Below are 12,735 nucleotides of genomic sequence, written 5' to 3' on the forward strand. Positions count from 1 at the left end.
GTGCTTGTTGCGCTCGTCATTGCTGCATCGATGCGCATCGTCGGCGTGCTCCTCATCTCGTCGCTCATGACGCTGCCGGTGGCGGCGAGCATCCGCATCGCCAAAAGTTTTAAACAGGTGATCGGGCTTTCGATTTTGTTCGGGGAGCTGGCCGTCATCGCCGGGCTCTGGGCGGCGTATGAGCTAGACTGGGCGCCGGGTGGAACGATCGTCATCGCAGCGGTTGTCATTTTGCTTTTCGCACTCGGATGGAAAAGGGGGCGGCAGCGATGAATATCGACGAAGCGTTGCAGTTGATGAAAGAGAAAGGATTTAAATATACGGAAAAACGGAGACAAATGCTTGAGTTGTTTGCCGAAAGCGACAAATACTTGACGGCCAAAGACGTGCTTGAAGCGCTCCGTCCCCTCTATCCGGGCTTGAGCGTTGATACTGTGTACCGCAATTTGTCGCTCTTTACGCTGCTTGGCATTTTGGAAATGACCGAGCTTTCCGGGGAGAAACATTTCCGTTTTGCCTGCGGCGCCCGCCGCCACCACCATCATTTCATTTGCATCCAGTGCGGAAAAACGAAGAAGATTGACGCTTGTCCGATGGACGGGTTTGCGGCGCAGCTCGATGGGTATGAGATCACGGACCATAAGTTTGAAATTTACGGCACATGTCCGCAATGTCAACAGAGGGGCTGATCCCAAAACGCATTCGCGTTTTGGATCAGCCCTTTGTTTATGGCTGGAGGCGCTGTTCGATTTCTCGCTTTGCTTCAAGCCAGTTATTGACGCGGATGACGTTTTCGGGGAGCGGGCCTTGGTTGTACGGGGTGTCGAACAAAATGACGGGAATGCCGCATGTTTTGGCGATTTCGCAGGCATTATCGTACTTGTCTTCAAAGAAGGCCGACAGCTTATATTGGCGGACGGCGGCGATTTTGTCGTGCGACCCAATCAGATCAATATGGTGGTAATGGACGCCGTGCCGCCGGAACCAGCGCTCGGTGAGATCATACAAATGGCGGCCGCGGGCGCTGATGTAATACAGCTCGTATTTGTCTTTCCAGCTGTCAATCACCTCAAGCGCATAGCGGGCAAGCGGAGCCCTCTCATAAATATCCGCTTCGTTTTCCTCAAGCCAGCGGTCCATTTCTTCCTCCGCCACGCCGTATAACGGCGCCAAATTGTATTGCGTAATGTCGTGTAATGCGAGCTCTTTGCCGAATGCTTCGTTTAAATACGGAATGAACGTGCTCGGACATGTCACCGTGCCGTCAATGTCGATGCCAAGCCGTTTTTTCACCGCTTCATCCTCCTGTTAGAAAATATTCACACTGATAAAATAACGCCGGTTTCTCATACTAATAATGCTTCTTACTTTAGGAAAGCGAGGGAAGCATATGGCAGACGACCGCGAGCGCACGTATAACGGAAGTTACGTGCAATCGATCGGAAAAGAGGAACCAGAACGCAATTTTATGGAAGAAACAGCGGCGGAAGTCGCTGAACCGATTCGCCGCGGCGACGAACGGGACGAAGAACGCGCGGACGGCGCCGGGCTCGGCTGGCTCGCTTTGGCCCTGTCCATCATCGCCTTGTTTATTTGGCCGATTTTGTTAGGGGCGGCCGGCATTATTGTCGGGTTTATCGCGCGCCGGCGCGGCGCAGAGACGCTCGGTGCGTGGGCCATCGGCATCGGCGTCATCGCTATTCTCGTCCGCCTGTTTATTATGCCGTTTTATACGTAAAAAGCGAGGGTGTCCCCAAGCGGGGACGCCCTTTCTCGTTGTGCAGGAACCTTCCGCTCATTGGGCGGCGCTGCCTTTCAGAGCGGCTTTGTTTTCCTTTTGCTTTGCAAAGTATTCTTCCGCCAGCTTGTCGATTTCTTTTTTCAGTTCTTCCACCATTTGCTCTTCCGGTACTTTTCGGACGATTTTGCCGTGGCGGAACAACAAGCCTTCGCCACGGGCGCCGGCAATGCCGATGTCGGCTTCCCGTGCTTCCCCTGGTCCGTTGACGGCGCAACCGAGCACGGCGACTTTGATTGGCGCCTTAATTTTGGCGATATAGTCTTCGATTTCATTGGCGATGCTGATCAAATCGATCTCAATCCGCCCGCACGTCGGGCAGGAAATGAGCGTCGCCGCATTGGAAGCGAGTCCGAACGTTTTTAAAATTTCGCGCGCCACTTTTACCTCTTCAACCGGGTCGGCGCTTAACGAAACGCGGATCGTATTGCCGATGCCTTTGCTTAAAATGGCGCCGAGTCCAACCGCGCTTTTGATCGTGCCGGAGAAAAGCGTGCCCGCTTCGGTGATGCCGACATGGAGCGGGTAGTCGAACGTGCGCGCCGCTTTTTCGTACGCTTCAATGGCGAGGCGTACGTCGGACGCCTTTAACGAAACGATAATATCGTGAAAATCAAGTTCTTCTAAAATGCGGATATGATATAAGGCGCTCTCAACCATGCCGTCGGCTGTTGGATATCCATATTTTTCTAAAATGCGTTTTTCCAGCGATCCAGCGTTGACGCCGATGCGAATCGGTACGCCGCGCTCTTTCGCTGCTTTCACGACCGCTTCGACTTTTTCGCGGCGCCCGATGTTGCCTGGATTGATGCGGATTTTATCGACGCCGCCTTCGATCGCTTTCAGCGCCAATTTATAGTCAAAGTGGATGTCGGCGACAAGCGGGATGTTGATTCGCTTTTTGATTTCCGGTATGGCCTCAGCCGCCCGCTCGTCCGGGCAGGCGACGCGGACGATTTGGCACCCCGCTTCCTCGAGACGGTGGATTTGCGCCACCGTCGCTTCGACATCGTGCGTTTTTGTCGTCGTCATGCTTTGAATGATGACTTCGTTGTTGCCGCCGATTGTCAGCGGACCGACGCGGACCGGCCGAGTCTTTGAACGATGGATGATTTCACCCACGGGAATTCGCTCCTTTTGCATTCAAGTCGCTTTCTGCATTATTGTAACAGTGCCATCCGCCGTTTGACAAGCGATTCGCCGGTTAGCGATAGATCGGCACTTTATAAGTTTTCCCGATTTTTAATGTTTGCGCATGTTCGCCTGGATTTAACCGTTCAAAATCACGGATCAGCTGCTCGAGCGGAACGGGCAATGGGCCGTTGAGTTCTTTCTCGATGATGGACAACAACGTATCGCCAGGGCGAATGGTCACCGTCCGGTACGGGATGGCCGCCTGTTTCGACTGGACAACGGCTGCCGCTGTTTCAGATGAAGGGTGAAGCGTTCCGATGACAAGGTCGCGGTAAACGATATAACTGGAAAGAACGAGAAGCAGGAGAAACATGAATTTTTTCATGACGCTTCCTCCGCATGGGTATATCTATTTCATATGTATGCTTGTCCAGCGAAAATATGTCTTCCTTAGCAAGGTCGTTGAGTTCATGAGGAAAACACTTCAACAAAAGAATGTCTCCAATTTGAAAAACGGCATCACCGTTCTTCTTTGCCTTCAAGGCTCGCTTGACGGCTTTTTGAAAATATTCCTGTTTTTTGTCTTTACAGAAACTTAACAACTGCTTTATAAGGGCCTAACAATGTCTCGCTACAATGGTCTTGTACGTTGAAAGTACGAAAACAAAACGGGGGGATTTCTGAATGTGGAGCAAACGAGTCAAATTGGGATTGGCCGCCTTGTTGATGACCGGCGTTTTGGCCGGCTGCGGGCAGACTGAAAAGAACAACGCGGGCGGCAATGAAGGAACGGCAAAGAAAGAAGAAACCTACTCCGGCACCATTGCACTAGCAGGATCTACAGCGCTTCAGCCGCTGGCAGAGGAAGCGGCAAACGCGTTTATGGAAAAGTATCCGGACGTATCGATCACCGTTCAAGGCGGCGGCAGCGGTACGGGCGTCAACCAAGTGGCAGCCGGCGCCGTGCAAATCGGCAACTCGGATGTGCCGGCGGCGGAGAAGCTGGACGACAAATCGAAAGCGTCAGAGCTTGTTGACCATAAAGTGGCCGGCATCGCCTTTGCGATTGTGGTTAACGACGATGTGAAGGTCGATAATTTAACGACGAAGCAAATTCAAGATATTTTCAGCGGAAAGATTAAAAACTGGAAAGAAGTCGGCGGACCAGATGAAGCCATTCACGTGATCAACCGTCCGGCGTCATCGGGTACGCGGGCGACATTTGAGAAAACGATCATGAAAGGCGTAAAAGTCGATGATTCCATCGGTACGGTGCAAGATTCGAACGGAGCGGTCGAACAGGCGATCAGCTCGACGCCGGGCGCTGTCAGCTATGTAGCGATGTCGTATTTAATCGGGGAAAAGAAAAACTTGAAAACGGTCAAAATTGACGGCGCGGAACCGACGGTGGAAAACATCCGCACGGAAAAGTACCCGTTTTGGTCGTATGAATACATGATTACCAAAGGGGAAGCGAAGGAAGAAGTGCGAGCGTTTATCGACTTTGTCAAGAGCGAAGAATTTGCGCCGACCGTTAAAAAGATGGGGTATATCCCGATGACGGAATTGGAGTAGAGAAGGGCGGAAGGCCGGCTCGTTAGGCCGGCCTTTGACAATGGAGGGATGAAGCCATGCAACAAATGCATACGAAACGGCGGAATCGCTGGCTTGAAGAGTACATCGGCCGCACGTTTGCGGTCATCTGCGGCTGGCTGATCGTTCTGATTACGGTGACGATGATCATCTTTTTGGCGGTAAAGGGAATTCAGTCCTTTACGGACAGCGGTCTTTCGCTTTCCGACATGTTGCTTTCGATGCAATGGGATCCAAACGGCACGCCGCCGAAGTATGGGGCGCTCATTTTTATTGTTGGCTCGATGCTCGTCTCGCTTGGCGCTTTGTTGATCAGTGCGCCGATCGCGTTGGCGTTGGCGATTTTCATGAACTTTATCGCTCCCAAATGGTTCGTTTCGTTGCTGAAGCCGGTGCTGGAGCTGCTTGTCGGCATTCCGTCGGTGGTGTATGGCTGGCTTGGGGTGACGATTCTCGTTCCGCTCTTGCGCGAATGGTTCGGAGGCTCCGGCTTTAGTCTGTTGGCGGGGATCATCGTCCTTAGTATGATGATTTTGCCGACCATCACCAGCATTGCGGCCGACGCCTTGGCCAATGTCCCGATGACGTATATGGAAGCATCATACGGGCTTGGCTCTACGCGTTGGCAGGCGATTTCCCGCGTCATCGTTCCGGCGGCGAAAGCCGGGATTGCCACCGGCGTCGTTCTCGGCTTGGCGCGGGCGTTTGGCGAGGCGCTTGCTGTGCAGATGGTGATCGGCAATACGATTAAGCTGCCTTCAGGCCTTGACAGCCCGACGGCGACGTTAACAAGTGTATTGACGATGGATATGGCAAATACGATCAACGGAACACCATGGAACAACGCGTTATGGACATTGGCGCTCATTTTGCTCTTGATCTCGTTTTTCTTCATTGCCGTGATCCGTTTGGTCGGCCCGAGAAAGGAGCGATAAGATGACAGCGCGAATGATCGATAAAGTTTGGACAGGCATTTTCTATGCGGTGGCTGCTGCAGTCATCGGGTTGCTCATGTTCTTTTTTGCCGTTGTGTTGTCGAAAGGAGCGGGGTTTTGGCAACCTGAGTTTCTGTTCGGACGGCCGAGCAATACGCAAGCGGGCGGCGGCATTGGTCCGCAGCTCATCAATTCATTTTATATGTTGGTTGTGACATTGCTTTTGTCGGTTCCGCTTTCGTTGGGAGCTGGAATTTATTTGGCTGAATACGCCAAACAAGGGCGGATCGTCGGGTTCATTCGCCTTTGCTTGGAAACGATGGCATCATTGCCGTCGATTGTCGTCGGGTTGTTTGGATTGTTGGCGTTTGTCACCTTGACGGGTTGGGGCTATACGCTGCTCGGCGGAGCGTTAGCCGTCACGATCATCAATTTGCCTGGATTGACGCGCATTTGCGAAACGGCGATTTTGGATGTTCCAGCCAACATTAAAGAGGGGAGTCTTGCCCTTGGAGCGACGCGCTGGCAGACGTTGGTCAAAGCGGTGCTTCCGGCCGCCATCCCGCAAATTGTCACCGGCGTCATTTTATCGGCTGGGCGCATTTTCGGCGAAGCGGCTGTTTTCATTTATACCGCTGGGCTGACGACTCCGATGCTTCGTTGGGATGCGGATTGGGGCAGCCAGGCCAACCCGCTGAACGTGTTCCGGCCGGCCGAAACGCTGACGGTGCATATTTGGAAATTGAATTCGGAAGGCATTGTCCCAGACGCAAAGCTGATCGCGGCCAAATCGGCGGCTGTATTGATGGTGGCCGTTCTTTTATTCAATTTGGCCGCACGGCTCGCTTCTTCCTTGCTTGCGCGGCATTTCTCCGGGGGGCGGCGCGCGCGTCGAGGACGAGGAGAAAGAAGCAAAGCAGCGTAAGCACAAAAAAAGCTGTCCTGCATCAACAGGCAGCTTTTTTATATTTCCCGTTTGGCTGATGGCACTTCCTTGACTGCCAAAAAGAGAACGACAAGCGAAACGAACCAATGGATCAACGCGCCGTAGGGCACGACCGCTTGCACCGTTTCCATCACGGTGAAAAAGACGGTCGACAGCGTAATGGCGTAAGCCGACATCACCCATGTATGGCGGTAGCGCAGCGTTTTGTCGAGCACGCCGGCAAGAATCAGGCCGAAAAAGGCAAAGATGCACACGCTGATGAATTTCCCGGCGCAGGCGAGCACGTATAAAACGAGCCCAAAAAGCGGGATGAGGACAGGGAGAAGCGACTGAAGACCGGCGATGAACGCGCGAACGTCTTCGTCGGTAATGGTCACATCCGGAAACGTGGCATAGCTGTAATGCTGCGCCTGATGGCCGGCGACGAGCACGGCCTCATGCTTCAAGAGCGCGATGGCGTTCGGAAACTGCTCGACGTTCTCACTCGTCACTTTGCCGGTGCTGTCAAAAATGATCGTAAATCCGCCTTGATCAATATGAATCGGCGTGGCCGCCTCCGAGTGAAGTTCGCCGTTTTCAATCGAAAACGGCGGCAACTCGTTATTCAATAAGGCGCTCGTTGTGCGGATGCCTTCCATAAGCGACGAGGAGACATAGTAAAACGTCGGAAGAATGGACAGCAAAGTCAGCAAAAACAAATAACCGATCGTTTTCCCAATTCCCTGAAATCGAAAGCGGGCGATGTCTTTTGGAGAATATAAGCTTTTCCACAGTTGGACGAATACGTTCATCGCAGACACACCTTTCTTTGTCTCCTTTTCCATTGTAGCCGGGAAAGAGGAAGAATTCAACTTGAGACAAAGAAAAAGCGGGCATCTTCCCGCTTTAGTCAGAAGGCAAATGAAAGGTTTCAAGCAAGGCGCGCCATTGCAACACCCGTTCATTTAGTGCATCGGCTTCGGAACGAATGGCAGCCATGGCATTGTGCTGGTTGTCGGTAAAATGCGAAATTTGCTCCATCGACGAAGCAATCTGTTGGGCGACGGTGGCAATCTCTGCGATATGTTCACGCATTTCGCTGATTTGCCGCTCGATGGCGGCGAATTGTTCTGAAATTTGCAGCGTATGTGCGGATGAATGCGACACCATGGTGGTGATTTCTTCAAAGGCTTGTTGGCTTTCCGTGAACGTTTTTTTTCGTTTCATCGAGTTGTTTTGCGCTTTCTTTCATCGATTGAACCGCGGCCTCGATTTGGCTTTGCACATCTTGGCTCCTTGCAAATCACTTGAACTAGAAAATGCAGCCAGCCATTGGTCTGTACGCAAAACACCTTGCTTCTTTTTCAATATATCGCGCACGACCTGTTCGGGCAGCATTTGGTTAGGCGAGGATGGCCGTTTTGCCACCGCCCTTCCCGTTTTCGTTACAATCAATTGCACCGGATGAAGGTGTAAGGCGTGGAATTTCCGTTCATTTAACGTCAATGAATAATTCAGTTTTTGAGAAAACGCTTCATTGGTCGTTGTCGCTTTTAAAATAGAAATTTTTTCAACCATCGTTTCGCTTGATAGCTGCAACTGTTGTTGGATCGACTGAATCGCTGAATGGCGCCCTTGAATATAGCCGATTGAGGTGATGACAAGGGCCGACAACGTCGTTGTAAGCACCATGGCCATCATGGCAATGGTCTCAAGTCGAAAGGCGTTCCATAAAGAACGTGATCGCTTTGTTTCCATTTTCGCTGAGTTCCCCCTTAACTGGAAGCTATTTTATACTATAACTTGCCATTATGAAGAAATGGTCAACGTTGTGTTGAAAATATGTAAATAAAAAGCTCGTTTCCCCCGCCCGCAACAGGGTTCGACGATATGTGTGTTGAAAATATGGAAACAAAAAACGAGGACAAGCAAATCGATTGAAACATTGTGCCAACTTTGGTAAGCTAATCTCAAGCGAACGCGTTGGCGTTCGTGTACATAAACCAAAAAGGAGGAGATCGGTATGCCATTTGAATTGCCAGCATTGCCGTATCCGTACGATGCCCTGGAGCCGCACATCGACAAAGAAACGATGAACATTCACCACACGAAGCACCATAACACATACGTGACAAATTTGAATGCGGCGCTTGAAGGGCATCCGGATTTGCAAAACAAATCGCTCGAAGAATTGCTCAGCAATTTGGAAGCCCTTCCGGAAAGCATTCGCACGGCGGTGCGCAACAACGGCGGCGGCCATGCGAACCACTCGCTTTTCTGGACGATTTTGTCGCCAAATGGCGGCGGTGAGCCGACAGGTGAGCTGGCTGAGGCGATCAACAAAAAATTCGGCAGCTTCACCGCGTTTAAAGACGAGTTTTCGAAAGCAGCGGCTGGCCGTTTCGGTTCTGGTTGGGCATGGCTTGTCGTGAACAACGGCGAGCTGGAAATTACGAGCACGCCGAACCAAGATTCGCCGATTATGGAAGGCAAAACGCCGATTCTCGGCTTGGACGTTTGGGAGCATGCGTACTACTTGAAATACCAAAACCGCCGTCCGGAATACATTGCCGCATTCTGGAACATTGTCAACTGGGACGAAGTGGCGAAACGGTACAGCGAAGCGAAAGCGAAGTAATCAACAAAGCGGGGCGAAACAAAACGCCCCGCTTTTTTTCGCGACGGAGGGTGCAGGCAAAAGAAGCGGTTTTCTTCGCGCCGGGTGCATAGAGGCTGCGGAAACGGCCACACTACCGGATAGATGAAAAGGGGAGTTTGCAATGGCATTTTTCCAAAAACTAACCGGCCAAGAACAAGTGAACCGCGATTTGTTGCTTTTGCTTTGCATCGGTGGGGTTTACGCGCTCGGTGTTTCCCTGTCGAACACGTTTGTCAACATTTATTTATGGAAACAGACCGGCGATTTCCGCGACTTGGCGCTATACAATTTGGCGATTGTCACGATGCAGCCGCTGACGTTTATTTTCGCCGGCCGGATGGCAAAACAAATTGACCGCATTCTCGTTTTGCGGCTTGGCGTGTCGTGTTTAGCCGTTTTTTTTTGTCACGGTTTTGCTGGTCGGCTCTCGCGCCCATCAATATTTGCTTTTTCTCGGTGCGCTGCTCGGCGTCGGCTATGGTTTTTATTGGCTGGCATTTAACGTGTTGACATTTGAAATTACCGAACCGGAGACGCGCGACTTTTTTAACGGTTTTTTCGGGGTGTTGACCTCATCAGCCGGCATGATCGGGCCGATTGTCGCCGGTTATATCATCTCATCGCTCCATGGAGCGAAAGGGTATACGTTCGTTTTCTCGCTGTCGCTCGGCTTGTTTCTTGTCGCTGTGCTGCTCAGCTTTTTCTTGAAGCGCCGCGCGGCCGCGGGAAACTATTTGTTCGTCCGCATTTTAAAGGAGCGGAATGAAAACCGGAACTGGCGGCTCATTACGAATGCCCACTTTTTTCAAGGATTGCGCGAAGGCACGTTTGTGTTTATCATTTCCGTGCTTGTGTACGTCACTTCTGGAAGTGAATGGGCGCTCGGCAAATTCGGGCTTGTCAACTCGTTTACATCGTTTGTCGCCTATTATGCCGTCTCCCGGCTGATCAAGCGTGAATATCGGATGAAAGCGATTTTGTTGGGAGGAGCGCTGCTATATGGGGCGATTTTTTTTGATCGTTTTCCATCCGACCTATCCGCGCCTCATTCTTTATGCCATCACGATCGCCATTGCGTATCCATTGCTGCTTGTTCCGTATTCCTCCTTGACGTTTGACGTCATCGGAAAGAGCTGGAAATCGGCCGAGGCGCGCGTCGAATACATCGTTGTCCGCGAATTGTTTTTAAACGCCGGACGGGTGGCGTCGATTTTCGCCTTTTTGACAGCTGTGGCGCTCTTTGGCGAAGAAGCTGGCATCCGCGTGTTGATGTTTGTGTGCGGAGCCGGGCATTTGGTGATTTATTGGTTTGTCCGCCGCATTCGTTTCACCGATGGCCATCCGGAGCACGGCCGGCGCGAGCGGCTTTTGCTTCGGCCGAAGCTGGCCGGCGAACGAGGCCGTTCGCCGGTGTGAGGGGCCAAGTTTTTCCCTAGCCATGACCGACTTTTTCTTTTACAATAGGGGGAGGAGAAGGAGGACCGGGGGATGAAACGGAAAAAGCGAGCACAAGTGCCGATTCGGTTAAACATTTTGTTTTTCTTTGTTTTTTTGTTGTTTTCAGCACTGATTTTACGCCTTGGCGTCGTACAAATCGTCTACGGTGAAGATTATCGGCGCGAAGTGGAGCGAACGCAGGATGAAATCGTCAGCACGCCGGTGCCGCGCGGCAAAATTTACGATCGATTCGGCCGCGTGATCGTCGACAACACACCGCAAAAGGCGATTACGTACACGCGCTCCAAAACGACACAGCCGGAAGAAATATTGGACATAGCAAGGAAACTTGCCCAATACATCGACATTCCCGATGCTGAGAAAAAAGTAACTGAGCGCGATATGAAAGATTATTGGATTTTAACGCATCCGAAAGAAGCGAAACGGAAGGTGAGCGAACAAGAACGGAAAAAGCTCGCTGATCAAGGATTGACGCAAAAAGAGATCGACAAAAAAGTGTACGAGTGGACGCTCGATCGCATCACCAAGCAAGATTTGGCGCAAATTTCGAAAGCAGAGCTTGAAGTGATCGCCATTAAACATGAGATGGAGAGCGGCTACGCCTTGACGCCACAGACGGTCAAAAGCAAAGGAGTGACCGACCGCGAATATGCGGTCGTCAGCGAGCATTTGAGCGAGCTGCCCGGCGTCAATACGACGGTGGATTGGGACCGGAAATACGTGTATGACAATACATTCCGCTCTGTGCTCGGCAGTGTGACGGAAGAAGACGAAGGCGTCCCGCGCGAACGGCTCGATTACTTTTTAGCCCGCGACTACAGCCGCAATGACCGCGTCGGCAAAAGCTATTTGGAGATGCAGTATGAAGAAGTGCTGCACGGCAAAAAGGCAAAAGTGAAAAACGTTGTTGACAAATCGGGCAATGTCATCTCGGTTGAGCAAGTGTATCCAGGCGAGCGCGGCAAAGACCTCGTGTTAACCATTGATGCCGAGCTCCAGCAAAAGGTTGAGCAAATCATTCAACAAGAGATTCTGGCGACGAAGCGCAAAGGCCGATCGCCGCTCTTGGACCGGGCGTTTGTCGTCATGATGAACCCGAAGACGGGCGAAGTGTTGGCGATGGCCGGCAAGCTTCTTCAAGACGGCAAATTTGTCGACTTTGCCATCGGCAACATCACGTCCGCCTATGCGATGGGATCGGCGGTGAAAGGGGCGACTGTCCTTACTGGTTTTCAAACGGGAGTGCTCCATCCGAATACGTATATCAAGGACGAGCCGCTGTATATTAAAAAGACTCCGGTGAAAAAATCGTGGAAAACGATGGGGACGATCAACGAGCTGACGGCGCTCAAGCAGTCATCGAACGTCTATATGTTCAAAACAGCGATCGCCATCGGGGGCGGTGTGTATCGTCCGCACGCGCCGCTTCGCATCAATCCAGAGGCATTTGCGACGATTCGCCACTATTTCAGCCAATTTGGCTTGGGCGTCAAAACAGGCATTGACTTGCCGAATGAACTCGGCGGCTTCCAAGGACAAAGTACAATTCCTGGTCTTTTGCTTGACTTGGCGATCGGCCAGTACGACATGTATACGCCGATGCAGCTGGCGCAATACGTCTCGACGATCGCCAACGGCGGCTATCGGATGAAGCCGCAGCTTGTCAAAGAAATTCGTGAGCCGTCGGCTGACGGAAAAAAACTTGGCCGGATCATGAAACGGTTCGAACCGGTTGTGCTAAACCGGATTGATATGAAGACGGAATACATCAAGCGGGTGCAAGAAGGATTCCGCCGTGTGATGCAAGAGCCGGGCGGAACGGCGTATTCGTACTTTGCGAGTGCTTCGTACAAGCCGGCCGGCAAAACGGGGACGGCAGAGGCGTTTTACGATGGACCGATCCAAAGCCGACGGAATGATCCAACGTACAACTTGACGCTTGTTGGCTATGCGCCGTACAACGATCCAGAAGTGTCGTTCGCCGTTGTCGTCCCGTGGGCGACGCAAGGGGAGAGCGACGGGATTAATGACCGGATCGGCCGCCGCATTTTGGACGCCTATTTTGAATTGAAAGCGAAGCGGGCGGCCGGAGGCGGGAGCAGCTTCGATGCGCAAGGCGGTGCGGAGGCCGCCGATGCGCGCTGACATGAAAGGCGCCTAGCCAGGCGCCTCTTTTTTTGCGCTTGCAAAAAAATGGCTCTTCACTAAAAGTTGTACTTGATTTTTTCTGAAC

At 52.0% G+C, this 12,735-nt stretch carries 14 protein-coding genes and 1 pseudogene; 9 read left to right on the top strand and 6 right to left on the bottom strand.

What is annotated here, in order from left to right; all coding sequences use genetic code 11:
• Both I656_RS01800 and I656_RS01795 read left to right on the top strand, forming a co-directional pair.
• The coding region (locus I656_RS01800; RefSeq protein ID WP_200861016.1) for a metal ABC transporter permease at window positions 1–273 on the top strand (273 nt) is incomplete at its 5' end.
• On the top strand, window positions 270–689 hold the full coding sequence (locus I656_RS01795) for a Fur family transcriptional regulator (protein ID WP_021322332.1): 420 nt from the start codon (window positions 270–272) through the stop codon (window positions 687–689). The genes I656_RS01800 and I656_RS01795, both read left to right, overlap by 4 nt.
• Window positions 690–726: 37 nt before the next feature.
• Here the strand turns inward: I656_RS01795 and I656_RS01790 are convergent, their stop codons facing one another.
• A complete protein-coding gene (locus I656_RS01790; protein ID WP_020756540.1) occupies window positions 727–1,293 on the bottom strand; it encodes a haloacid dehalogenase in 567 nt (188 codons plus the stop codon).
• A gap of 97 nt (window positions 1,294–1,390) precedes the next feature.
• Here I656_RS01790 and I656_RS01785 point away from each other — a divergent pair, with 97 nt between their 5' ends.
• Complete coding sequence (locus tag I656_RS01785) at window positions 1,391–1,738, top strand: hypothetical protein (protein ID WP_011231947.1); 348 nt, start codon at window positions 1,391–1,393, stop codon at window positions 1,736–1,738.
• A 57-nt stretch (window positions 1,739–1,795) separates the two neighbouring features.
• Here I656_RS01785 and ispG read toward each other — a convergent pair whose 3' ends face one another.
• Window positions 1,796–2,920, bottom strand: a complete 1,125-nt coding sequence (gene ispG / locus I656_RS01780; protein ID WP_021322333.1) for a flavodoxin-dependent (E)-4-hydroxy-3-methylbut-2-enyl-diphosphate synthase — start codon at window positions 2,918–2,920, stop codon at window positions 1,796–1,798.
• Window positions 2,921–3,002: 82 nt separating this feature from the next.
• Window positions 3,003–3,317, bottom strand: coding sequence for a FimV family protein (locus I656_RS01775; RefSeq protein ID WP_020756543.1), 315 nt, complete (start codon window positions 3,315–3,317; stop codon window positions 3,003–3,005).
• A gap of 299 nt (window positions 3,318–3,616) precedes the next feature.
• On the opposite strand from I656_RS01775, the gene I656_RS01765 reads away from it, so the two are divergent.
• From I656_RS01765 to pstA, 3 genes are all read left to right on the top strand, one after another.
• The gene (locus tag I656_RS01765; protein WP_020756545.1) at window positions 3,617–4,507 is read left to right on the top strand and encodes a phosphate ABC transporter substrate-binding protein PstS family protein; all 891 of its coding nucleotides are present in this window, start codon (window positions 3,617–3,619) and stop codon (window positions 4,505–4,507) included.
• A 65-nt stretch (window positions 4,508–4,572) separates the two neighbouring features.
• The gene (pstC, locus tag I656_RS01760) at window positions 4,573–5,460 is read left to right on the top strand and encodes a phosphate ABC transporter permease subunit PstC (RefSeq protein ID WP_020278347.1); all 888 of its coding nucleotides are present in this window, start codon (window positions 4,573–4,575) and stop codon (window positions 5,458–5,460) included.
• A 1-nt stretch (window position 5,461) separates the two neighbouring features.
• A complete protein-coding gene (pstA, locus tag I656_RS01755) occupies window positions 5,462–6,385 on the top strand; it encodes a phosphate ABC transporter permease PstA (RefSeq protein ID WP_011231941.1) in 924 nt (307 codons plus the stop codon).
• Window positions 6,386–6,423: 38 nt separating this feature from the next.
• Here pstA and I656_RS01750 read toward each other — a convergent pair whose 3' ends face one another.
• The 3 genes from I656_RS01750 to I656_RS19440 form a co-directional block, all read right to left on the bottom strand.
• Window positions 6,424–7,197 carry a DUF1189 domain-containing protein gene (locus I656_RS01750; RefSeq protein WP_033006581.1) on the bottom strand — a complete coding sequence of 258 codons (774 nt, stop codon included), beginning with the start codon at window positions 7,195–7,197 and terminating at the stop codon, window positions 6,424–6,426.
• Between the two features lie 94 nt (window positions 7,198–7,291).
• A complete protein-coding gene (locus I656_RS19435; protein WP_020756547.1) occupies window positions 7,292–7,612 on the bottom strand; it encodes a hypothetical protein in 321 nt (106 codons plus the stop codon).
• A gap of 21 nt (window positions 7,613–7,633) precedes the next feature.
• Complete coding sequence (locus I656_RS19440) at window positions 7,634–8,143, bottom strand: hypothetical protein (protein WP_020756549.1); 510 nt, start codon at window positions 8,141–8,143, stop codon at window positions 7,634–7,636.
• Between the two features lie 265 nt (window positions 8,144–8,408).
• Between I656_RS19440 and sodA the strand changes: the two genes are divergently transcribed.
• The 3 genes and pseudogenes from sodA to I656_RS01730 all read left to right on the top strand — a co-directional run bounded on the left by sodA (window position 8,409) and on the right by I656_RS01730 (window position 12,647).
• Window positions 8,409–9,023, top strand: coding sequence for a superoxide dismutase SodA (sodA, locus tag I656_RS01735; RefSeq protein ID WP_011231937.1), 615 nt, complete (start codon window positions 8,409–8,411; stop codon window positions 9,021–9,023).
• A gap of 142 nt (window positions 9,024–9,165) precedes the next feature.
• A pseudogene (locus I656_RS0116730) lies at window positions 9,166–10,460 on the top strand (MFS transporter).
• A 72-nt stretch (window positions 10,461–10,532) separates the two neighbouring features.
• Entirely contained in the window at window positions 10,533–12,647 is a 2,115-nt protein-coding gene (locus tag I656_RS01730; RefSeq protein ID WP_020756555.1) for a penicillin-binding protein 2, read from the top strand.
• Window positions 12,648–12,735: the final 88 nt, after the last annotated feature.

This window comes from Geobacillus sp. WSUCF1 (genome assembly GCF_000422025.1).
GTDB classification, from domain to species: Bacteria; Bacillota; Bacilli; order Bacillales; family Anoxybacillaceae; genus Geobacillus; species Geobacillus zalihae.

Excerpts from the sequence above, each read along its gene's own strand:
- I656_RS01795 (WP_021322332.1), top strand. The coding sequence starts at position 270 with ATGAATATCGACGAAGCGTTGCAGTTGATGAAAGAGAAAGGATTTAAA.
- I656_RS01785 (WP_011231947.1), top strand. The coding sequence starts at position 1,391 with ATGGCAGACGACCGCGAGCGCACGTATAACGGAAGTTACGTGCAATCG.
- I656_RS01775 (WP_020756543.1), bottom strand. The coding sequence starts at position 3,317 with ATGAAAAAATTCATGTTTCTCCTGCTTCTCGTTCTTTCCAGTTATATC.
- I656_RS01765 (WP_020756545.1), top strand. The coding sequence starts at position 3,617 with ATGTGGAGCAAACGAGTCAAATTGGGATTGGCCGCCTTGTTGATGACC.
- pstC (WP_020278347.1), top strand. The coding sequence starts at position 4,573 with ATGCATACGAAACGGCGGAATCGCTGGCTTGAAGAGTACATCGGCCGC.
- pstA (WP_011231941.1), top strand. The coding sequence starts at position 5,462 with ATGACAGCGCGAATGATCGATAAAGTTTGGACAGGCATTTTCTATGCG.
- I656_RS01750 (WP_033006581.1), bottom strand. The coding sequence starts at position 7,197 with ATGAACGTATTCGTCCAACTGTGGAAAAGCTTATATTCTCCAAAAGAC.
- I656_RS19435 (WP_020756547.1), bottom strand. The coding sequence starts at position 7,612 with ATGAAACGAAAAAAAACGTTCACGGAAAGCCAACAAGCCTTTGAAGAA.
- I656_RS19440 (WP_020756549.1), bottom strand. The coding sequence starts at position 8,143 with ATGGAAACAAAGCGATCACGTTCTTTATGGAACGCCTTTCGACTTGAG.
- sodA (WP_011231937.1), top strand. The coding sequence starts at position 8,409 with ATGCCATTTGAATTGCCAGCATTGCCGTATCCGTACGATGCCCTGGAG.
- I656_RS01730 (WP_020756555.1), top strand. The coding sequence starts at position 10,533 with ATGAAACGGAAAAAGCGAGCACAAGTGCCGATTCGGTTAAACATTTTG.